Annotated in this window: 23 protein-coding genes; 12 read left to right on the forward strand and 11 right to left on the reverse strand. The window is 39.1% G+C overall.

From position 1 onward, the window contains the following. Nucleotides 1-222: 222 nt before the first annotated feature. Nucleotides 223-804 carry a rhomboid family intramembrane serine protease gene (locus C9J48_RS09545; protein WP_006230059.1) on the forward strand — a complete coding sequence of 194 codons (582 nt, stop codon included), beginning with the start codon at nucleotides 223-225 and terminating at the stop codon, nucleotides 802-804. Nucleotides 805-841: 37 nt separating this feature from the next. Further along, on the forward strand, nucleotides 842-1180 hold the full coding sequence (locus C9J48_RS09550) for a DUF1840 domain-containing protein (protein ID WP_006230058.1): 339 nt from the start codon (nucleotides 842-844) through the stop codon (nucleotides 1178-1180). 26 nt (nucleotides 1181-1206) lie between these two features. On the opposite strand, the gene C9J48_RS09555 is transcribed toward C9J48_RS09550, so the two are convergent. The 6 genes from C9J48_RS09555 to C9J48_RS09580 all read right to left on the reverse strand — a co-directional run bounded on the left by C9J48_RS09555 (nucleotide 1207) and on the right by C9J48_RS09580 (nucleotide 8009). Then, nucleotides 1207-1824, reverse strand: a complete 618-nt coding sequence (locus C9J48_RS09555) for a DJ-1/PfpI family protein (protein WP_006230057.1) — start codon at nucleotides 1822-1824, stop codon at nucleotides 1207-1209. A gap of 288 nt (nucleotides 1825-2112) precedes the next feature. Further along, nucleotides 2113-3342, reverse strand: coding sequence for a sodium/glutamate symporter (gene gltS / locus C9J48_RS09560; protein ID WP_373456043.1), 1230 nt, complete (start codon nucleotides 3340-3342; stop codon nucleotides 2113-2115). A 331-nt stretch (nucleotides 3343-3673) separates the two neighbouring features. After that, nucleotides 3674-4195 (reverse strand): hypothetical protein, encoded by a 522-nt coding sequence (locus C9J48_RS09565; RefSeq protein ID WP_006230054.1) that lies wholly within the window; start codon nucleotides 4193-4195, stop codon nucleotides 3674-3676. Nucleotides 4196-4261: 66 nt separating this feature from the next. Next, on the reverse strand, nucleotides 4262-4807 hold the full coding sequence (locus C9J48_RS09570; protein WP_006230053.1) for a porin family protein: 546 nt from the start codon (nucleotides 4805-4807) through the stop codon (nucleotides 4262-4264). Nucleotides 4808-4996: 189 nt separating this feature from the next. Next, nucleotides 4997-5935, reverse strand: a complete 939-nt coding sequence (locus C9J48_RS09575) for a LysR family transcriptional regulator (RefSeq protein ID WP_006230052.1) — start codon at nucleotides 5933-5935, stop codon at nucleotides 4997-4999. A 163-nt stretch (nucleotides 5936-6098) separates the two neighbouring features. Then, the gene (locus C9J48_RS09580; RefSeq protein ID WP_006230051.1) at nucleotides 6099-8009 is read right to left on the reverse strand and encodes a bifunctional metallophosphatase/5'-nucleotidase; all 1911 of its coding nucleotides are present in this window, start codon (nucleotides 8007-8009) and stop codon (nucleotides 6099-6101) included. 439 nt (nucleotides 8010-8448) lie between these two features. Here C9J48_RS09580 and C9J48_RS28225 point away from each other — a divergent pair, with 439 nt between their 5' ends. From C9J48_RS28225 to C9J48_RS09595, 3 genes are all read left to right on the forward strand, one after another. Continuing rightward, nucleotides 8449-8670, forward strand: a complete 222-nt coding sequence (locus C9J48_RS28225) for a DUF2986 domain-containing protein (RefSeq protein ID WP_242610810.1) — start codon at nucleotides 8449-8451, stop codon at nucleotides 8668-8670. Nucleotides 8671-8901: 231 nt separating this feature from the next. Then, nucleotides 8902-10296, forward strand: a complete 1395-nt coding sequence (locus C9J48_RS09590) for a DEAD/DEAH box helicase (RefSeq protein ID WP_006230049.1) — start codon at nucleotides 8902-8904, stop codon at nucleotides 10294-10296. A 181-nt stretch (nucleotides 10297-10477) separates the two neighbouring features. Then, nucleotides 10478-11380 (forward strand): AraC family transcriptional regulator, encoded by a 903-nt coding sequence (locus C9J48_RS09595; protein ID WP_006230048.1) that lies wholly within the window; start codon nucleotides 10478-10480, stop codon nucleotides 11378-11380. A 131-nt stretch (nucleotides 11381-11511) separates the two neighbouring features. Here the strand turns inward: C9J48_RS09595 and C9J48_RS09600 are convergent, their stop codons facing one another. Then, on the reverse strand, nucleotides 11512-12585 hold the full coding sequence (locus tag C9J48_RS09600; protein ID WP_006230047.1) for an endonuclease/exonuclease/phosphatase family protein: 1074 nt from the start codon (nucleotides 12583-12585) through the stop codon (nucleotides 11512-11514). 243 nt (nucleotides 12586-12828) lie between these two features. Here C9J48_RS09600 and C9J48_RS09605 point away from each other — a divergent pair, with 243 nt between their 5' ends. After that, a complete protein-coding gene (locus C9J48_RS09605; RefSeq protein ID WP_036803089.1) occupies nucleotides 12829-13212 on the forward strand; it encodes a DoxX family membrane protein in 384 nt (127 codons plus the stop codon). 59 nt (nucleotides 13213-13271) lie between these two features. Here C9J48_RS09605 and C9J48_RS09610 read toward each other — a convergent pair whose 3' ends face one another. Then, nucleotides 13272-13916, reverse strand: a complete 645-nt coding sequence (locus tag C9J48_RS09610; protein ID WP_006230045.1) for a 3'-5' exonuclease — start codon at nucleotides 13914-13916, stop codon at nucleotides 13272-13274. A gap of 634 nt (nucleotides 13917-14550) precedes the next feature. On the opposite strand from C9J48_RS09610, the gene C9J48_RS09620 reads away from it, so the two are divergent. From C9J48_RS09620 to C9J48_RS09630, 3 genes are all read left to right on the forward strand, one after another. Beyond that, the gene (locus C9J48_RS09620; RefSeq protein WP_006230043.1) at nucleotides 14551-14805 is read left to right on the forward strand and encodes a hypothetical protein; all 255 of its coding nucleotides are present in this window, start codon (nucleotides 14551-14553) and stop codon (nucleotides 14803-14805) included. A 214-nt stretch (nucleotides 14806-15019) separates the two neighbouring features. Then, a complete protein-coding gene (locus C9J48_RS09625; RefSeq protein WP_006230042.1) occupies nucleotides 15020-15565 on the forward strand; it encodes a methyltransferase domain-containing protein in 546 nt (181 codons plus the stop codon). Between the two features lie 22 nt (nucleotides 15566-15587). Continuing rightward, nucleotides 15588-16160 (forward strand): hypothetical protein, encoded by a 573-nt coding sequence (locus C9J48_RS09630; RefSeq protein ID WP_036803085.1) that lies wholly within the window; start codon nucleotides 15588-15590, stop codon nucleotides 16158-16160. A 60-nt stretch (nucleotides 16161-16220) separates the two neighbouring features. Here C9J48_RS09630 and C9J48_RS09635 read toward each other — a convergent pair whose 3' ends face one another. After that, nucleotides 16221-16601, reverse strand: a complete 381-nt coding sequence (locus tag C9J48_RS09635) for a PH domain-containing protein (RefSeq protein ID WP_006230040.1) — start codon at nucleotides 16599-16601, stop codon at nucleotides 16221-16223. A 179-nt stretch (nucleotides 16602-16780) separates the two neighbouring features. Between C9J48_RS09635 and C9J48_RS09640 the strand changes: the two genes are divergently transcribed. Next, nucleotides 16781-17083, forward strand: a complete 303-nt coding sequence (locus C9J48_RS09640) for a hypothetical protein (protein ID WP_006230039.1) — start codon at nucleotides 16781-16783, stop codon at nucleotides 17081-17083. An 87-nt stretch (nucleotides 17084-17170) separates the two neighbouring features. Here the strand turns inward: C9J48_RS09640 and C9J48_RS09645 are convergent, their stop codons facing one another. Beyond that, nucleotides 17171-17593, reverse strand: a complete 423-nt coding sequence (locus C9J48_RS09645; protein ID WP_006230038.1) for a DUF3859 domain-containing protein — start codon at nucleotides 17591-17593, stop codon at nucleotides 17171-17173. 377 nt (nucleotides 17594-17970) lie between these two features. On the opposite strand from C9J48_RS09645, the gene C9J48_RS09650 reads away from it, so the two are divergent. Beyond that, a complete protein-coding gene (locus C9J48_RS09650; RefSeq protein WP_006230037.1) occupies nucleotides 17971-18282 on the forward strand; it encodes a hypothetical protein in 312 nt (103 codons plus the stop codon). A gap of 176 nt (nucleotides 18283-18458) precedes the next feature. Here C9J48_RS09650 and C9J48_RS09655 read toward each other — a convergent pair whose 3' ends face one another. After that, the gene (locus C9J48_RS09655) at nucleotides 18459-19583 is read right to left on the reverse strand and encodes a M14 family metallopeptidase (RefSeq protein ID WP_006230036.1); all 1125 of its coding nucleotides are present in this window, start codon (nucleotides 19581-19583) and stop codon (nucleotides 18459-18461) included. Between the two features lie 655 nt (nucleotides 19584-20238). Between C9J48_RS09655 and C9J48_RS09660 the strand changes: the two genes are divergently transcribed. Continuing rightward, nucleotides 20239-21435, forward strand: coding sequence for a patatin-like phospholipase family protein (locus tag C9J48_RS09660; RefSeq protein ID WP_006230035.1), 1197 nt, complete (start codon nucleotides 20239-20241; stop codon nucleotides 21433-21435). The last annotated feature ends 336 nt before the right edge of the window (nucleotides 21436-21771 follow it).

Here is a 21771-nt window from a genome sequence, read left to right on the forward strand (position 1 = left end):
GAACACGTTAAAGATTAGGACAAGTTGTTCAAGAAATTAGATGAAACTAATATTTTGTTACTTAGGGTGGGTTAACACTTGGTAAGTAGTTAAGTGTTTATAATAATTGAACTTACCTATTAATCGTTTGTTCAGGTACAGTAGCGAGTAATGAGCGTAAGCTAGCTATACTTAGCAATGCAGTTTGGGTATGTTGTTGTTTTTTAAATGGGGAGAATTCTATTGAGCCAACAAGATAAAGATGCATTGAAAGTCATTGGCTTCATTTGTTTGTTCTGTATTTGCGTGCATATCATAAATATATTCTTGAATGGTAGCCTGAACAGTTACGGTTTATTGCCTCGGCACATTACGCACCTTACTGGCTTAGTCGCTTATCCGTTTATACATGGCTCTTGGTCTCATTTAATAGGTAATCTATTTTCTTTTTCTGTATTAGGCTTACTAGTATCTCGATCGGGTGTGTCGCGCTTAATTGTGGTGTTTATTGTAAGTTGGGCGATCAGTAGTATTGGCGTCTGGTTTTTTGGACGAGCCAGTTACCATATTGGTTTAAGCGGCATTATCTATGGCTTATGGGCGTATTTATTGGTTTATGCGTTCATGTACCGAAGCCTTAAATCTATCGCGATTGCTGTTATTGTGATGTTTTTCTATGGGTCCATGGTATGGGGTGTATTTCCGATTCATCGATGGATGAGTTTTGAAAGCCATTTATTTGGTGGCTTCGCTGGGGCTATTGCTGGTTACTGGTTAGCCAAACGTGATAAAGCTAGGGAAAAAGATTCAGCAACTTCATCTTAAAATACGTGATTGTCTTAAATACGGCAGGGGAATAATTATGTTGATCACTTTTAGCTGTAAAGCGAGCGGTAATATCACTATGTTTGGCGATATAGCCACGCAACTAATCAAGATGATGGGGTACTGTGACAACGTTCCTGGTGCAATTGACACCGAAGATGTACCAACAGCTTTAGATAATTTAGAACAGGCAATTCGAGCAATCAAGCAACAGCAAATCGAAGCCAAAAAAGCAGGAACTCTAGAAGAAAAAAACGAAGATGAGCTGGATGATGCCGATTATGAGCCAGAAATAAGCATTTCTATGCGTGCAATGCCTTTAATTGATTTCTTGAAAGCAGCAGTGAAAGGGCAGTGTCATGTTATGTGGCAGTAAAGTATTATTCCATGCGTTATAAATGCTTAACGTACAATATGAAGAGGCGCGAAAGGGTCATCATTCGGGTCATTTTGCCATAAATATTCTGCGTGAATAGCGACTTTTCTTGCGACATCTTCGCTATTCTGTTCGGCAATGACTGCAAGGCTCATATCTATGCCTGCTGCAGTGCCTGATGATGTAAAGACAGCGCCATCTTGAACCCAGCGCGCGACAGGCTGCCAGTCAATCTCTTTTCCGTATTGCGTAACCCAGTGATAGTGTTTCTTGTTCGTCGTTGCTTTACGACCTTCTAATAATCCTGCGTTTGCAAGTATCACGGCGCCAGTACACACTGAGCAGATATACTGTATGTTAGGTGCTGTGTTATTTAGCCATGCCAATAAACTCGAGCTATTGACTTCATTTTTAATGCCTTCTCCTCCGGGAATAATAAGTACATCGGTTAAAAATGTATCTTGGAAAGAGAAATCAGTCAGTACTTGTATGCCTTGTGAACTGCTTATGATTCCTCCTTGCTCAGAAACTAGCTTGAGCTGATATGTATCAGGCAATAAGCCAAACATTTCTAAAGGTCCAAATACATCCAGTAACTCAAACTGTTCAAACAATAGGGTAGTTACAGTAAGTTTTGATGGCATAGTCATCCTCAGGTCAGCACGTCGATTGTTAATTTTCATAGCCCGTTGTCTTGGTGAACGAGTGTTCAAGTCGTGGTATTACAAATAAGATATAACGTCATAATGGTTGTTATGATCTTCATAAGCATAGCTAATTAGAAGTAGAAAAAGGTAATGTAATTAAGAATTGAGAGTAATAATGCGCAAAGTAATGGGGCATGCTTTACTCAACGTACCCATTTCAATATCAAAACCGAATTGAATACGTTGAGCCCACTTTATACACTTAAGCTATTTGCTTTTTAAATATTAAAAATTAGCAAGAAAGTACGGAATAATTAATGCGTTAGCTAAGTCGATAAAGAACGCACACACCAAAGGCACAATAATAAAAGCTTGATGTGAATTACCATAACGTTGAGATACAGCAGACATATTCGCCATGGCTGTTGGTGTTGAACCTAGCGAGATACCACCGAAGCCTGAACAGACTACTGCTGCATCGTAGGTTTTACCCATTGCAGGGAAAACAATAAAGAGATTCACTAGCACTGCAACAATGAATTGCGCACTTAATATGGCAAATATTGGGCCTGCGAGATCAACCAATGTCCATAATTGCATACTCATTAAAGACATTGCTAAGAAAGTACCCAATGAAATATCAGCAATTAGGGCAATAGCAGGCTTTCGTGATGGCCATTTTGTGCCTGAAATACGAGGTAAAGATTTAGGAATAAGGTTAGTAATAACGATACCAGCAAATAGGCAAGTAACAAATAATGGTAATTGAAGGCCTAATTCAGAAATAGCTTCATTGAGTATGAATCCGACAATGGCACAGATATGGATTGCAAAGACAGCATCAAGAAAATCGAAACCTGTAATTTGTTCATTGTCTTCTTTATTTGAAATACCGATATCGAGCTGTTCGTCTTCATTGGGTTTAAGCTGATAACAGGTGATTAAGAACTTAGCAATGGGTCCCCCCATTAAGCTCGCGAGAATCAGACCAAAGGTGGCACTTGCAATGCCGATCTCCATTGCATTTGGTATCCCGAATTCCTCGCCGATTCTTGGTGCCCAAGCGATTGCTGTTCCATGCCCACCTATTAACGAAACACTACCGCCAAGTAAACCAACAGCAGAATCTAAACCAAATAGCTTGGCAACGCTGATACCGGTTAAGTTTTGTAAAATCATGTAGCCAATAGTAATAGCCAGCAAGACAATAAGAGGCTTTCCGCCTTTTAGTAAATCTTTAAGGCTGGCGTTGATGCCAATCGTGGTGAAAAAGTACACCAGTAAAACATCACGAGCGGCAAGGTTAAATTCTATCTCTATAGATGTTGTAACATATACAAGGGCAATAAGCAGAGAGAAAAGAATACCACCAGTAACCGGTTCTGGAATACTAAATTCTTGTAGTGGTTTAAAAGCGGCATTCAATCTCCGCCCAACAAATAGCACCAAAATACCGATAGTGACTGCAAAAAAAGAATTGAAGTAAAGTACTCCGTCATTAAACACTATTTCCATGTGCTTCCCTTTAATTTACGAATATTAAGTATTGAGCCTAGTTGAGTAAGGTTAATAGTAAAAACTGTATTCAGGCTTAATGAGATCAAACCATTAACTTTATCCTTTGATTTATATGACCAAGTCTAGACAATTTAGGGGCGTTGCATAGCTAGAGTAATTACGGGGTTTTAATAGTGTGAATTGATGTCAGTCAAAGATGATCAATATACAACTAGAATATTGGATGTGCTGTCATTGGCATGGTTGATTATGAGGGGCTGTTAGCTCGCCCCTCAAAAAAGTAAAAGCAGAGTGAGAATACCCTAACTCTGCTTTTTTGATAAATACCTTAAATACTAATGGTGAAGCCTAAGGCTGCATTGACCGTGGTATCAAAAACACGTGGGGTTGAAAATGGACCAAAGAAGTTGAATTCAACACCAGCGCGTAATCCAAAGGTGTCTGTTGCTTGATAGACATAGCTGGTCGAATAGCTGATACCGTCAGATTTATAATGCTCTTTCGACAAGTTATTGTAGTTGTAATAACGACCTGAATATTTTGACAGGCCAAGTTCTAATTGCACCTTGTGTACTTTTGCACGATCAAAAGCATATTGACCACCAAGTCGATAGGTGTGCACTTTTTCTTTACGGTATGAGTCAGTGTAAATACCGGTACTTTCCCCTTCGATCTTGCCGATACTAATGAACACGGTATCTAGCCACATAACGTCTTTAACACCCAGTTGTAAGCCATATCCATCATGTTCACCTAGCCGTATATCAGGTGAGATATGAATGGTTTTCGCTTGAACAGTGTTTGTTATCAATAAAAATGCGATAGGCAGTAACAGTGCAGGTGACTTCATTTTTTCTCAACAATTATTCGTTTCAGTCGAAAGGCTAGGTGTTAATTGTGTCCGTTATGCTGCTACCTAGAAGCGGTAACCGACAGTGAAGGAATATTGTTCAGTATCAACATGTTCAGTAAGTACGATGTTAGCGCGTAAATCTGCGTATAAACCAAAGTTGAAGCCCATACGAACACCAGTTCCTAATGCGAGGGAAGTCTCTGAAGAGCTATCGCTAGCGCCTGAGTTATATGTGAATTTTTCATTTATGCGAGAAAGACCGATTGCACCATAAGGTTTAATGTCGAAACCATTGAGTAAAAATGCATAACCAATATCAGAATCAATTTGGAAGTTTGAGCCATCAAGCTTGCCGAAATACCAGTCTTCATTATTCTGGGCATAAGAAACATTTAGACCAACAATACGGTTGAAATCATAGCCATATTCGATTTTGATTCCGTCACCATAGTCGGTTGACAAGCGATAGTCGCTATTGCTGATTGATGAAAGTTGAGTCCATGAATAGCCGATACCTACGCGGTGACCTTGGTAATTATCATCGGCAATTGCACTTGAAGCGAATGATGAAATAAGCAGCGCTGATGCGATAGGTAATAATTTATTCATGCGGATACTCTCTTTAATCAATGGTTTAAATACAGTGTTTTATTTTGATGCGAAGAGTGTACGGCGAGCGCTTATTTACAGCTAATAGAGACTCATTATATCGATAATAAGCAAGACTTATTATCGATATAATTGTTAGTAAAATGCAATGTTGGTTAATCTGAAACTACAGGTTTTTGAACGTTACCTTTATGTGTGTAGTGCTTTTTGTGCGGTTAATAGTTCAAACATAAGCGTATGCAGCCAGTTGTTGAGTTCGCTTTTTCGGTTCCGTTGATGTGTATAGCTGTAGAGTGTGAGTGAGGTAGGGAGAATTCCTTCATCAATCTTGATTTTTATCATACGTAGATTGGGGTATTGATGAATAGGGAAGTTGGTTGAATTTGGGAGGTACATGTCGGTATGTTGTATGACGTCAATTAGCGCCATGGGAAATTCTGAGCGGAAACCGACTTTATGTGGAATGCCTAGTTTTGCTAAAATTTCAGCGCTATAACTATTGCGATCATTCCAGCCTGGAATGAGCATCGATGCAATTTCATAACCAGAAAAGTCTATCGGTGTAGCTTCTAAAAGTTTAATTGGGTGGTCTTTACGTACAATAACAGCGCCTTCGAGCGTGATAAGTTTTTTGGTGCTGACTTCTTTAGGTGCAGATGGGTAATCATAATTGATACCAAGATGAATGGTGTCTTTTGCAATTTCTTCAAGAGTAGTACTTGACCAATTGAGTATATGAAGGTCTGCATTTGGGGCTGCTTCTTTCAGATGCTGAACTAAAGTGCCTGACAACGTACATAATACCTGTGCGGGTAACGCAATTTTGATGGTACGGTTTAGCTCTAAAGGATTAAAGGTGTCCTGGGTATTGAGTGCGTGAGCCAGCCCATCTAAAAAGGGCGTAATCCGTTCTGCAAGATCCTCTGCATATGGCGTGGGTTTTAATCCATTGATCGATTTAAGGAATAGCTCATCACCAAAATGGTTTCGCAGCCGTTGTAAGGCTTGGCTAATCGCGGGTTGTGAGACATAGAGGCGCTCCGAAGCTTTACGCATATTCAGTTCTTGCGAAAGTACTAAAAAGGTGCGTAATAAGTTTAAATCGAGGCTGTAGAAAAGATCTTTCATGCACTGACTTCCTAATCAAGATGTTGTCATCATACACGATCTAGCAGGCAAGTTTTGTTTGGGAGTATTACGGAGTTGCAAAATCGGTGGATTGAGCGGTGAAGAAAAAAAGCCCCCAAGCAAAGTGCATTACCGGAGGCTTTACATTTAATGCAGTGAAATATTATTTATTTAGTGCATTAGCAATAATAATATTACGTTGAATCTGTGCTTTTTCAACGTCATCAGTCGTTGCGATAAGCTTTTGTTCTTGTGCTGTGATGTACGCATTAAGCGCTTCTTTATTGTTAAAGATTTTGTCTTTAACATTGATCGAGGCAACGTTTGTGTAGCGACCATCGCTGCTTGTCGGAACTGAAATCTTTCCTGAGTTGATTAGGGCTTTGATTACCGCTCTTTCAGCTTGATAGCCTTCAAGACCACTTAGGTGCCAGCGGTTCATCGGCTTTCCTTCGTAAGCCCCTTTTTTGACTTCTGTTAGGTAGCGAACTGTAAGGTTACGGATTGTACCTTCATCTTCGCCATACTCTTCTTCAGTATCAAAGATAACAGGGAAGCTTTGGCCTTCAAGAACGCCGCCAGCTTTGGTTAGGTGTCCCATACGGTAGCTATTCATACCCAGAGTGATTTTTGTGGCGTCAGTGACTTTTTGGCCATCAGCAAACTGCAGATCAGTAATGCGCTTGCCTGCTGGTTTTGTTAAGTCGATGGTATACGTTACACCCGCAAAGAAATCATTGGTTGAGTATTTAGACGAACGGCGTTCAGGGTTAAAGCTGTATGTTACATCACCTTCTTTAACACTGTTAAAATAGCCAGCAGACCATTCCATGTAGGTTTTTAATTCTTTACCTGTCATGGCGTATACCGTAATTTCGCCACCTGCGTATTGGTAGTTAAAGGCAATATCTTTCGCTTTAATCTGACCTACATCGAGCTCAGCTTTATCGTTATCTATTTGAAGAGCAATAACATTCGCTTTAGGTGCGTAGTACATACTTGCTTCTTGATAAAGTGTGCTAATACCGGTGTCTTGAATATGTACTTGCGGAATACCTTTGATTTCATTTTCAGGAACAAGATCAACACCTGTTAGCTCAGCCACCACGCGATTTGCATTTTCACGTAAACGCTTGTGGTATGGCGCATACAATTCTTCCATCTTTTCATCAGAAAGCGTGCCTTTGATTTTGTAGGTATAGCTGTCTTTATTGATTAGAGTGTATTCACCGTCTCGTTCTTCAAATTGAAGATCAATACGAGATAGGGCACGACCATACTTATCTGGTTCTGTCACAATAACGCCGTTGATTACTGCTTTATCAACCAGTGTATGCATGTGACCCGCAACAATTGCATCAATCTCTGGGTTTGCTTCAGCAATATCACGCACGCCTGTGTCTTTGATGTTATTTTCGTTATCAATACCCATGTGAGCAACAAGAATTATTGCATCGACATCGTTCTTGATTTGTTGAATAACTTTTTTCACTTCCAAAGATGGGTTGGTGAATGTCATCCCTTCAAGGCGGTTTGTGCCTTCTGCAAATACTTGTGTCATTGGTGTGTCCATACCAATAACACCGATTTTTATACCATCACGCTCAATAACTGTGTGTGCCGGTAAAAAAGGATTGCCGTCGGCTCGCTTAATATTACCGCCCAAAGGTTGACCTTCAAATTGAGTAAGTGAGCGGTTTAGAACGTTTAAGCCAAAATCGAATTCATGGTTACCAGGTACCCATACATCATACTTCATTTCATTGAAGCCCAGCATCATAGGGTCAACGGGTTCATCTTTAAATGTTTCGACAAAGTTACCCTGAATCGTATCGCCTGCGTCAACAAGAATGACGTTGTCATTGCCTTTACGAATGTCTTTTACCTTAGATGCGATTTGGCTCAGGCTACCAACCATGTTCGCTTTGTCGCTGGCATAATCCCAAGGCATAAAATGACCGTGAATGTCAGATGTACCTAAAATCGTAACGTCGGTAATGTCGCCATCTGCAGAAAATACAGGGCTGCTTATTAAGGAAAAAAGAATAGCAGAGGCTAATAAATGCTTTTTCATTGTGAACTCTCATTATTATTTATTGGGAAGCGGGGGCATAGTAGGCGTTAAAGGAGGGTGAATGCGAGAAGTTTGTCACAAAACTTGTGATGCAATTAATCACTGTACATAATTTTGTGAGGTGTTACGCAGTACTGGCGAGTGATGTAAGCAGAGTAATGACTAAATAATTGTTTAATAATGAGTAATAATCGAACGTTGAGCGTTTAAATCGATGTGTTCTCATTCAGTCTGTATTGTTTTCTTCTCTAAATGGGTGACCATTTTAAGTCAATGTATTGATCGTTCATAAAAAAGGCAACGATAAGACTAGCTCTTGTGTAAATACCTATTCGAAGAAGAATGTGAAATCTTACTTGTTATTAGGCTAAGAGCCTATACAATCAGCGCATTGAAATTTGTTCGTTATGAACCTTTAGAATGTGACCGACAGAATACGATGAATAGAAAGAAAAAAGTAAACCAAATACTAAAGAAGCGATTAAAGCAAGCTAATGCGAAATTACAAACAAGTAATAAGCCGCGTTACATTTCTAAAGCTGATCGAGCAAAAATGGAATTAGAAGCCGCACAACAAGCTTCAGACGGTGTTGCTGCAGAAGCGCAAGTTGTTGATACCGCATACGCAGATGAGATTGCGAAAGAGCCTGAAACTAAATAGTCAGGCTTTACATTACCTAATTTTAGGTAGAGCATGTACTCAAATGTGAGAACACGTTCAAAAACACCATAAAAAGGCGTTATATAACGCCTTTTTTTATGGGTTTTCAGTAGCTTTCATGGCGGTGAAACTGAGTATTAATGGTACTTGGTCGCGAGATCCTGTAGGCTACACGCCCCCCCGTCCTCAAGACGGTCTAAACTATGAAAAATAATGACAAGAGATGATCTTATGAGCTTTGCCTCCCTGGGCCTATCTGCCCCAATCCTTGAAGCTGTAGCTAAACAAGGCTACGAGACACCTTCGCCAATTCAGGCTCAAGCAATTCCAGCTGTGATTGAAGGTAAGGATGTAATGGCAGCGGCCCAAACAGGCACTGGTAAGACAGCAGGTTTCACACTTCCTGTCTTAGAGCGTTTATCTAATGGTCCACGTGTTAAGCCTAATCAAGTGCGTGCGCTTGTTCTTACGCCTACGCGTGAATTGGCGGCACAGGTCGCTGAAAGTGTTGCGTTATACGCTAAAAATCTTCCATTGAGCTCGGCTGTGGTATTTGGTGGCGTTAAAATTAACCCACAAATGATGCGATTACGTCAAGGTGCTGATGTTTTGGTTGCAACGCCAGGTCGATTACTTGACCTTTATAACCAAAGAGCAGTTCGTTTTGACCAACTAGAAGTATTAGTTTTAGATGAAGCAGACCGCATGTTAGACATGGGTTTTATTCGTGATATCCGTAAATTATTGGCAGTAATGCCAAAGCAACGTCAGAACTTACTTTTCTCTGCAACGTTTTCTGATGAAATTCGTCAGCTTGCAAAAGGTTTGGTTAATAACCCGGTAGAAATTTCTGTCACGCCACGTAATGCAACGGCGCCAACAGTTAAACAGTGGATTTGTCCTGTAGATAAAAGCCGTAAAGCGAACCTATTAACCAAGTTATTGAAAGAAAATAACTGGGGTCAGGTATTGGTATTTACGAAGACAAAGCACGGTGCGAACCGTTTGACGACTCACCTTGAAGGTCGTGGCATTAAAGCTGCTGCGATTCATGGTAACAAGAGCCAAGGTGCACGAACTAAAGCATTGGCTAACTTCAAGAGCAACGAAATTCAAGTACTTGTTGCAACAGATATCGCTGCACGTGGCCTTGATATTGAGCAATTGCCACAAGTGGTTAACTTTGAATTACCGCACGTTGCTGAAGATTATGTTCACCGTATTGGTCGTACAGGTCGTGCTGGTTGTGAAGGGCAGGCCATTTCATTAGTGTGTGCTGATGAATACAAAGACCTTGCAGCTATCGAACGTTTAATTAAACAAGTATTACCACGTGAACAGGTTAGTGGTTTTGAAGCGGTGAATAAGCTGCCTGAGTCTCGTTTAGATACGCGTCCAATTAAGCCAAAGAAGCCAAAGAAAGATCACCGTGACGGTCAGCGTTCTGGTGAGAATGCTAAAGGCCATAAGCCACAAGGCAAGAATAAGCGTCATGTTGGTGGTCAAGGTAAAAGCCAAAATGAAAGTGCGGGTAAACCGTCAAATCGTTCAGGTGCTGGCACTGGCGCACCTAAAGCAAAACCTGCAAAGCGTCGTGCTCCTCGCCCTGCGAGCGTTACACGATAAGTATGCAATAACGTAAAGTATAACAAAAGCCCTGATCTTCTTTGAAAGGTCAGGGCTTTTTTGATCCGCTTTATTTACTTTATACCCAAGCTACCTCAAGATGCAGGATTAAGAATGAAAGCATAAATTTACGTTATGCTTATTACAGAATAATGCTAACAATAAAACATATGGATATGACGTGAAAACTAACTATAAAACAAAAGTACTTCCCGTTATTCGCTACCTAGAAAAAAATTATAATCAACCTCTTAATTTAAGTGACGTAGCAGCACTGGCGCATTTATCACCTTATCATTTTCATCGTATCTTTAAGGCTGTGACTAGCGAAACTGTGGCTGATTATATTCGTCGTTTAAAGTTAACAAATGCAGCGCAGATGTTATTTCACAATGATTACAGCGTGACGTATGTTGCTCTAGAGTACGGTTTTTCGAGTTCTCAAAGTTTAGCTAAAGCTTTTAAAAGTTATTTTGGTTTAACCCCAACTGAAATAAAAAACTGTAAAACATTCAATGAATTATCTCTACTTTTACGTAATAGCAAGATTGGACACTCCTTGAGCAAAGAAGGACACGCTGCAGAAGGCGAACGAAGTTATAGTTTTACATGTCATCAACAATGGAGTGAAGTCATGAAAACTGAAGTAATTAATGAACGTCTGCTGGCTTATACCCGCGTAACGGGTACTTATGGCGAAGGCTATGAAACTGCAATTGGCAAAGTGTGTCAATGGGTTGGTGCAAAAGGCTTAAGTGATGGAGAAATGATTTTTATCTATCATGATAACCCAGAGTTAACACCTCGCGATAAGTGCAGAACCGATATTTGTATTTCAGTACCAGAAGGAACAGAAGTTAGTAATGGTATTGAATTGAAAATATTACCTGCTGGTGGTTATGCTTCTATACGGAGTGAGATCAATGGGAAGAGTGATTTTGGTCAGTATTGGGACGAATTATTAGGGCAGGTTGTTGAATCAGGCTTAGATGTGGATGAAAGGCCATGTTTTGAACTCTACCATAGTTATAACCCTGAAACAGAAGTAGGGGATGTAAGCTTCTATACAGCTGTGAAAGTGTAATCTGAATTGGCTAAAACGCTTCTTAGACATTTTCGCTAAATGTCGTCGATTGTTTGTCACCAATATCGACAAACCGCTTTATTTTTGCCAGTCATATTTTGACTGGCTTTTTTATGTGTCAAAGATAGTAACTAGGCACGCAAGGCGAGTGTGATACACACTATGCCATGATCGGTACTTTGGCTATCACGCTCAAAAGAGGGATTGATCAAGTGTCTGTCGTAGGTGTCATGCTCACTGATTTCGAAGAGGCTAGAATGGTACTGAGCATCAAACTCACAAGATAATAAAATATAATCTAATATAGATTTTTTCATCCCGTAATAATGGGTTGGTGTACGATAAGCCATTTCAGGGCAGTTATCTGTTGCTTGGTAAAGATCCCATGCATCCTTTAATCGGTATTTAGCTAAAATTACATCGCTTTCAGATTCTGAAATGAAGCGTAATGAGCTTGTTAAGAGGTGAGCCAATACGCCATCTGAAAGTGAATCGTTAAAATCACCCATAAGCATCATTGGCAGCCCCGTTTTTTCGCGACGTTCAATTATACTCATTAATAACAGTGCTGCTTCCGAACCGCGTTGAATCGACGAGCCCCAACTACCCGTTACTTCCGCTTTTAATGTTTGAATAATTGTTTGTGTACGTGATTCGTCATGGGAACTGTTTTCATGCTCTATCATCGGACGCTTTGACTTGAAGTGCACGACATAGCAATCGCATTCGCCAATATGAGGGAGTTCAATCGTGGCGAGAAGAGGCTGACGACTAAATGTAAAATCATTTTTCAGCCCCATAGCAACCGCAAGCTCTTCATCTGGTATAACGGCTTCTATGTGAGTGATTGGGTAGCGTGATGCAATTGCCACAACAGGGCTACGGCAAATAAAGTCGTCAATGACTTCTGCTTCATCAACCACCTCAAAATAGGCATAACCTTGTGCTGCGACTAAATTTTTAAGCGATTCAGGGCTAAATACTTCTTGAAAACCAATAACATCTGGCTTGTATTCTATAAGGTATTCTGCAATCCAATTCTGTTTCTTTTGCCATTGCTCAGCGGTATAAATACGTTCGAAATCATAAAAGGCGAAAGGAGGTTCAAGGTAATTAAAAAGGTTGAACGTGGCGATTTTAATCGTATCAGACAGAGTTTGTGTTATAGCATCTTGTTCTATAACGGGCTGATTATCTTGTGGCAAATTAGGCGTCTCGAATGATGTTTGACGTAGGCAGTATAACGGAAATCATGTTGTGCCGTTATTAGTTGAAGGTCTTTTCATGAAGTTCAATTTTTCCGCTTATATAATTGCGCGCAATTAGTTTGCACGCAAAATTATTTTAACGTATCCTTTTACACATTGATTAGCGTATATCATTACATTGCCGATGAGCATGATGTGATAGCAACGGTATAAGTTAGAATGATGAAGGTTGATAAAATGATGAATAATGGTTTGATAATCGCTGGTCGTGTCTTGTTAGGTTTGTATTTTTTAGTGCCTGGTATTATGAAATTTGTCGCGTGGGATATGCATGTCGGTTTGATGGCAAAGCATGGCATGGTGTTTATCCCATTTTTCCTTGCTGCGGCGGCTATTTTCCAGATTATTGCAGGCTCTGCGCTTATCGTTAATCGCTATACAGGTATTGTATCTATACTGTTGGCACTCTTGGTTTTGGCTATTAACGTGAATTTACATGATTTCTGGAATTTAGATGGACTTGAAGGAGCGCATGAAATGCAAAACTTTATTAAGAACATGGGGATATTTGCAGGTTTATTGATTTTAGCTGGGCATAATTTGCCAAAGTTAGCTGAAAAGTAGTGACTTGATAGTATATGTTTGATGAGCGGTAACTCATCAAACATATACTGAGTTATTTATTATGTAGTTGCCATTTTATGTAGAAATGTAGGCGCCGCCGCTTTCGTTTTTTTGGATACTTGCTGCATTAAAGCAAATGAAGGCTGAGGTATATGAAATTGATTTTGCAAATCTTCAAGCATTTGTAGCCACAGTTTAGCTGTCATTTCTGAATCGGCTAATGCACGGTGAAATACGCCATCGTGATCAATATTTTTATAGGCAACTAAACTACCCAATTTATGATTTGGTGCATTTTGGTATAAACGACGCGCAATAAGCATAGAACAGGCAAATTCTCCGCCGTAGCTCCGCTTAATTATATCTAGTTCAGCATCTAGAAATCGTTTATCAAATGAGGCGTTGTGAGCAACAAGATTATAATCGCCGATAAAATCGGTAAATTGATCCATTACCTCATTGCAGGGTGCTGCTGTGCGAAGCATATTGTTAGTGATACCAGTATAACCTTCGATAAAGCTGCTCACTCTAAAGCCCGGATTCATTAATTTTTGAAAGCGATCAACTACTTTGCCATTTTCCATTAATACTGCACCGATCTCAATTGCACGGTCACCTTGGGTTGGTGATAAACCTGTGGTTTCGAAATCGAGGACGATAACGGTGTTTGCATTATCAGAGTGTTGAATCGAAGCGGTTTTCACTATTATAGCCTTTGTGGTACGTCATGTTATCGCCCATTGTAGCCTTGATAGCATTTTTATAAAATAACTCAGTTCAGCATACGCATTTAAAATTATAGAGAGGAAGGCTACCATGGCTAAGTTTATTCACTTCTCACTATATTTAACGTCCCATCCTAGCTTATCGGTCTTTGATTACTCATTGGATTTGCAAATTATTATGTTATGGAGGGGGTTAAGTTATTGTAATTAAATCCCAACCTTTAAAGTGGCGTCTTATATGTGAGATTTGATTGCTTATGTTTTATAAGGTTTTTCTATTTAAATGTTTTGTTTTGTGAAACGATATTGGTTGTTTTAATTTTGTTGTGGCTATTTGTATTCTCATGTTTTCACTGTATTAAAGTTCATTGTTTTTTATTTTATTTTAATTTATATTTATATAGTCGATTTAACTCTTTGAATATTAATGGGAATATTAATATTGCTGTTGGTTTGTTTTATGTTTTAGATGATTTTATTGTTTTTGATGTGAATTTAATATTATATTTTAATGTTGGTATTTATATGGGTGGATTTGTTATTTTCATTAACTTGTTCTAATGTTTTTAATACAAATAGTTGAGTTGTAAATATTGAAGGGGCGGTGAAAGTCATGAATAAAATTACTCTTTTAACAATTTCAATAATGAGCTTTTCTGTACAGGCGGTAGAACTCCAAGGACGAAATAATACAACCCATGCTGTATTTTATGATGTAAAGGGTTCATCAATGAATCAGAATTATCAACCATCTGTTGAAGAGCTGAAGGGGCGTAGAGATACAACGAAGGCCAGTTACCCGAAAACAGGTGATTTTGTTGAAACTAATTTTAAGCCAACATTAGCAGATATCAAAGGTCGTTCTTAGTATTTAATTGGTTTAGCAGTCATTATCTGAAATCAGGTCTATGTGCATTTTTATAAGTTTAGAGCCTGTTGTTGAATGGAAAGTGAACCTATTGGGTTTACTTTTTTATTTGTTGTCTCATAGATTAGCGCCAGCTAAGGGCTCAATAAATTCTCGCTGAAACGAGCATCTTGAGGTAACTTGGGCATATGAATTGAATACTTAGCGAGAAATAATGAACGTTTATAAGGTAAATAACGCGCATTCAAACTTACTTCAAACCTATGCAAAAGAGCTAAAAATCGCTTCTAAACAAGGGCCAATACTCGACCTAGCATGTGGAAGTGGTCGAAATGGATTGTATCTTGCTCGCTTAGGTCTTCCTGTTATTTTTGCTGATCAAGATAAAGAAAAGTTACAGACAATTGAACGTATCATTAAGGAAGAAAAGCTTACGTCAACAACATGGTTGGTTGATCTTGAGTATGGTGACGAACATCTAATCGACAATCAATATGGCGCTATTATTACGTTTCGTTATTTACACCGTCCGCTATTTAATTCACTCAAACGTAGTGTTAAGCCTTCTGGCATTGTGATTTATGAAACATTTAACGAAGCTCAACGAAAATTTGGTCGTCCACAAAATCCAGATTTTTTATTAAAAGAAAACGAATTAATTGATATTTTTAGTCACTGGCATATTTTGCATCAGTTTGAAGGTGAAGTAGGGGAACCGACTAGTTCGATTTCTCAAGTTGTTGCTCAGCGTAATTATTGATAGGTGTATAAAGATGAATATGATGAAAAAATGTCTATTAATTTCTGCTTTGGCTATAAGTATGAATACGATGGCAAACACTGCTCCTGTTGAATTCCAACTGATTCCAACTATTATGGAAAAGTTTGATCATGCTGAGTTATACCAAAAAAAGTCAGCAACATTAGGCCGATTACCATTAGCCAGTGAAATTGGTCAAGATTTCCCTACGTATGTGTCAGACAGTAAAGGCGGTTACACAGTAGAAACTCGTAATAAAATGACTAATGATGTCGTTGTCGCCAGTATGCTAAAGCCGATTGTTAAAGATGTTTATAACCAATGGCTAGTACCGAAAAGTACATGGCAAAAAACATATGGTGTACTACCTACATCTTCTGAATTTAAATCGTTTAAGCGGATCAAAACGATTAAGGCCATTAAAATTGATGACGAACTACTATCGCTATTAGGCAGTGAAGATGGTGAAACAGCAGTTATTGCCGTAAGTTGGGATGATAACGGAATGAAAGTGTATAAAGGCGGTTATTTAGCTGACTATGAATACGGTATTGCACCAGAAGAAATGAAATCAAACTACGAACTAGTAAAATAATGTTAAACGCGTTAAATAGAAGCCATTAACATTCGAATGTCAGTGGCTTTTATTTTATTGCTACTTACCTGCGATTTTAGCCGTGAGTACACCTTGCATCGCATAAATATTAGTTTTGCCGTTAAACTCAAGAGAAATAGGTTCTGACTGCCCTGAAACCCATACTTTTAATTCTGCATCTAAATCGAAGTGACCAGTAGACTCGACGGTATACATGGTGATCGCTTTATAAGGAATCGAGCGATATTCAACTTTCTTCCCAGTTAAGCCTTGTTTGTCGATAAGCAGTAAGCGCTGGTCGGTTAACACAATCATATCGCGAACTAATTTGTATGCGATCTCTATGTGTTCGTTAGGTCCTAGAATGGTAGAAAGTTCTTCTGTTGCATCTGCGATGCTCATTTCACCAGCATTACCTAAAATAGCGTCAAATAGTCCCATTACGTGATCCTTTATCTTTCGTTATTGTTATTAATAGCATGACAAGTACACTATAAAACGATTTATATCAGCATTCTGAAGTCATTGCCTCATTTCTGTCATGACAGTAAATCATTAAAGGAGTAGGTTAATGTCATTATTTTGTGAAAGGCATTTTTGATGCCTTAAATGTGTAGAAGATGAATAATTTGAATAAATCGGTATGGGTTGTATCACCACTTCTTATCAAGAAATGTTTAATGGCGCTGTTTTTGGCTGGATTGTCATTTGTTAGCTTTATCTTGTTGTTTAGCATGCTGAGTAAGGCATCTAATGAGCCTCTTACTTTTAACCCTATCGACGTGCTGTATGGGTTAGCATTTTCGTTAGGCTGGGGGCTTGGTTTATCGAATACAACGGCAATTGTACTTGCTTGTTTTATTTTATTGATTCCATCTGCGGCATTTTTTACTCTTGGTTGGAAAGTGGTCAAGAAAGGTTGAGGTAAACACAATAGCGGTATCAATATAGCCGTAAAATCTAAAGGCGAGTTACTGAAACTCGCCTTAATGAATCATTGAGTTCTGGCTTTAAAAACCGCGTTTTTTCCAAAATTGACCTTCGTCTCTAGCATAAAGGTTAAAGGTTTTTTCAGCGATAATTTTACCTTTCATCTCTATCGTCATACGCCAGTCACCTAACTTGTTGTCTATTGGTGCCCAGATGGTGTCGCCTAGATAAAAATCCCAATCATTGTTCCGAACATACAATTCACCATCAAAAGGTTCAAGCACATCACCAGAACCATCGGTGATGTCTGGATGATAGATACAATAGCGAATCTTTTCACCACGGGCTTTTTTGATGTTAACGATGAAACCAAACTCAACATCGATTTCTGCCGGAATATCTGTAGTAAATGTTTTCACTTTAGGTAAATGCTTAGATTCAGCATCCCATGTGGTGTGAATACCGTAAGTTTCGATTTTAATTATGGGTTTAGTTTTTGCCATTTCTTTCACATCAATGTGTACTAATGGCTGAATTATAACGGATAGTTGGGTGATGTTATCAAGTGTTATCGTTAAAAATCACCATGCATAGTAAACGTTATTTTATTAAATGCTTAAATTTACGTTATTTTACGCTTGTTCAACAATGGTTTACCTTCATTACGTTATTATAATGTTGAACTCATTAAAGACATTGCATTATACCTGATGAAATAAATAATACTGATTTCATCATTTTAACAGAAGCTAGATAAATGGAATGAGTAATAACAGTTTGCCTAATTGTTATGTCGTTATTTTTCATCGGTCGAAATTTTTGTGTTGGAATAAGACTAAGTAAGTGCTTATTTCAAAAATATATAAAAAGAAGGTTTATTATGAAATTATTAAATACAGCTGTTGCCGTTATGTGTGTCGTTTTTTCAACTGTCACATTAGCGGATATGAAAGTAGTCGATACAGCAAATGGTGCGTGGGTAACCGTATCTGAGCAAGGAGCACCGGTTGCTAACGCTGAGGTGACAGTCAAAAATGTTCCTCAATCGAAAGGGACCTATATGACCAATGAGAATGGCCGTGTGTTTGTACCATTATCATTGAACAGCTCTCGGTCAGTGAAATATAACGCTGTTACTGAAAATGGCACTGAATATAATCGCTATGCATTTCATAGTGACAGCAAACGTTAATATCGTTTACGCTGTATCTTGTCATGAATAAATATAGAAGGTGGGATCGTATCTCGCCTTTTTCAGTATAAATGAACGACAGATAGAGAAAGAAAAAGCCACGCAGAATTAAACGTGCGTGGCTTAGTGTGTACTAGTTTGTAGCGCTATATTTTACTAAAGGCGCTAGCTACGCTTTATACATCATCAATAACTGCGAGGGTTGCTGCTAGCATGTCATGACCAAACGCAAGGCTACGTTCTGGTGACCAGCCGTAAAGTGCATCTGGCTGTGCATTATGATCTTTAAACGGCATTTCTACAGTGTAAGACAGGCACTTAAACTGCTCGGCAACCCAGTTAGAACAAACCGTTAGATTTGCTTTACCTGGCTCATCTTTGTCATAGCCATGCTCATCTTGGAACTCAGGTGTAATTGTTAGTAATGCTTGCTTAAACTTATTCTCTAAGTTGGCGTGGCGTTCATCATAAGATGGAATACCTTCACTACCCGCAACAAAGTTATAAGGAATAGCTTCATCGCCGTGAATATCGAGGAACATATCGATACCGGTTTCAAGCATACGTTCACGTACTAAGAAAACTTCAGGGCTCTTTTCCATTGATGGTGTTTGCCATTCACGGTTTAAATTCACACCAGCCGCATTGGTACGTAAATGTCCACGAATACCACCATCTGGGTTCATGTTTGGCACTACATAGAAAATGGCTTTATCGAGAAGCGCACGACCAACCGTATCTGTTTCATCAAGTAAGCGCTGTAGCAAACCTTCAATGAACCATTCTGCCATTGTTTCGCCTGGGTGTTGGCGTGCAATTATCCATACTTTTTTCTTATCATCAGCGGGTTCACCAATAGTAAGTAGGCTCATGTCATTGTTATCTAGTGTGCTGCCCAACGTTTCAAGTTGGCTGTTGAAGTTAACTTGTGCTTGATGCAAAAGATCTTGGTGGCGATCGTAGGTGTATGGTGCAAAGTAAGCAAAGTACATAGACCCTTGCTCTGGGAAGAAGCGGAAAGTCAGTGTATCACCATCGAACTCGGCAGGAATACGGAACCATTCATCACGATCGTAAGATGCAACAACATCGTAGCCTTGCCAGCCTTCAGGGTAAGCCGATTTAGCAAGGTTGAGTAATTTTACAGTGTGTTCTTCTTGCGCTTGTGTTTCTAAGCGGAAGTGAAACCATTGGTAATATTCAGATTGATTGTCATTAGGAATAGTGAGTTGAATATCTTCTGGTGAGTCGGCTTTAACTACATTAATGTTGCCGCCATCGAAGTTACTAAAAATTTTCATCGTTGTTATTTCACTCGCTATGCAATACAAGAGGCTGAGATTATCACAATCTTAGATGATGAATAATACCAATTCCATTAATTATCTGACCTTTCAGAATACCACTGGGAGTTGAGTTCAAGGATAGTGCTTGGTAGAAGAGTGGTTCTCTTTTGAAATCGCTAGACACAGAAGCTGGCTTCCAGTGGTGTTCCCTTTGGGCGAGTTTAAAATACTTTTATACTGCGTTAATAAATTTCAATTTAGAGCCACTAGATCCTCAATTTATCTCCTTGCCTAAAAGCATTTTAACTCTCGCTGAACTGATCAGATAATTAATGGATTTGGTATAAATAGAGTGTTGTGAGATAACAGTTTTTTGGTAAACATTCTTGGAATAAACAGGCAGGCTTAACTTAGGGGAAATATAAAACGTAACAAAATGATAACCTGTCAGGGCGTATGTTTCTTTATATTTTAATGGGTTAGATAAACTCGTAGGGTTCGAAAAGAGTAAACTATTTTTACCCGCTGTATGGTAGCTGAATAGGCCATAAGATTTAATTTATGTTTCATTTTGTCGTGCCATAATCTGCTTTTAATTTAATGAGTCACTGTTCAATAGCTTGATTCTTATAGCTCAGCTACATTCTACATTTAGCGGATAAGGGCCTACATGTATCGCTTTGTTTCTATCGTTTCGATTGTATTTATTTCAGCCTGTAGTTCGCTAGAGCGACAAGATATGTCACAAGAACAGCATGTCTCTTATGAGCCGTTAAATACTGAATTATTACGCTACTGGGGAGACACCAGTGAATACCCAATCCCGAAAGATCAGCTGGTGGCCTTAAAGCAGCGCCAAATGGATGCAGGGATCCTAACTGATGAGAATGGGAATATCAAAGCTGTGGCGCACCTGGCATTGTCGGGTGGTGGTACAAACGGCGCTTATAGTGCTGGATTGTTAAATGCGTGGACCGACAATGGCGATCGACCTGAATTTGCGACAGTAACTGGCGTTAGTACTGGCGCAATCATCTCTGTATTTGCCTTTTTGGGGGCAGACTACGACCAGCATCTTAAGCAGCTATATACTGAAACGAAATCAGATGAACTGTACGACGTAAATACAATTTTCCAAATTGCAGCAACTAAATCATTACTGAACACCGATAAGTTCGAAGCTATGGTGCGTGAAACCATTACTCCGGCTTTATTGGATAAGGTTGCTAAGCAATATGCTCGTGGTCGTATTCTACTAATAGGCACGACAAACCTTGACGCCCAGCGACCTGTAATCTGGAACATGGGCGAGATAGCAACACTGAATACACCAGAGGCTGAAGCCTTGTTTGAAGATATTATTATTGCCTCGTCATCGATTCCGGGAGTCTTTCCTGCCAAGATGATCTCTGTGCAAGTGGTGAAAGGATCAACATTGGAATCGTTTGAAGAATTGCATGTTGATGGTGGTGTAACTAATCAAGTGTTTTTATTTCCAGAGGGTGTCGACCTTTCATTGTTGCCGCAAAACAGTAGAAACAAAGTGTATGTGATACGCAATTCAGAACTTGAACCTCGCTGGAAAACCACAGAGTACACATTGAAAGGTATCGCGTCTCGCTCAATAGACACTATTTTGAAATACCAAGGGCTAGGGGATGTAAACCGTATTTATCAGCAATCACTGCGAACGGGTATGGAATTTAATGTTAGCTATATAGAACCGCAGTTTGAATCAGAGCAACCGGGAGATGACATTAGCCCTGCATACATGAGTGAGTTGTTTGACGATAGCTATCAAAAGATGCAAAACAGACAATCTTGGCACCAAGTGCCGCCAAATTTACGTTCTAATGCTGTGGAGTAGAGCGGCGAAGTTACACGTTGAAATGGTATGCTCCTACTTTGCTAAAAATATCTTCTAAGCGTTTGTTAGATCATGGCACACGCTTTTTCCTTTGAAGTAATCTCACATATAAGCATGATTTTTCATATCTTTACGATAGTTTACCTTTCTAGACAACGCTTTACGATTTTCGTCGTAGAGTGAAACACCATCAACGGATGAGTTAACCTCTTGATTTATACCATCCTACATAAGTATTTGGTCATTCTTACTGGTTAAAACTACTTATAGCGTCGTTATGAATTTTGTAATTAGACTAATTAGTTATCTGAAATTCATGCTTAGTTATCAGCGATT

It is taken from the genome of Photobacterium profundum (genome assembly GCF_003026285.1).
Classification (GTDB): domain Bacteria; phylum Pseudomonadota; class Gammaproteobacteria; order Enterobacterales; family Vibrionaceae; genus Photobacterium; species Photobacterium profundum.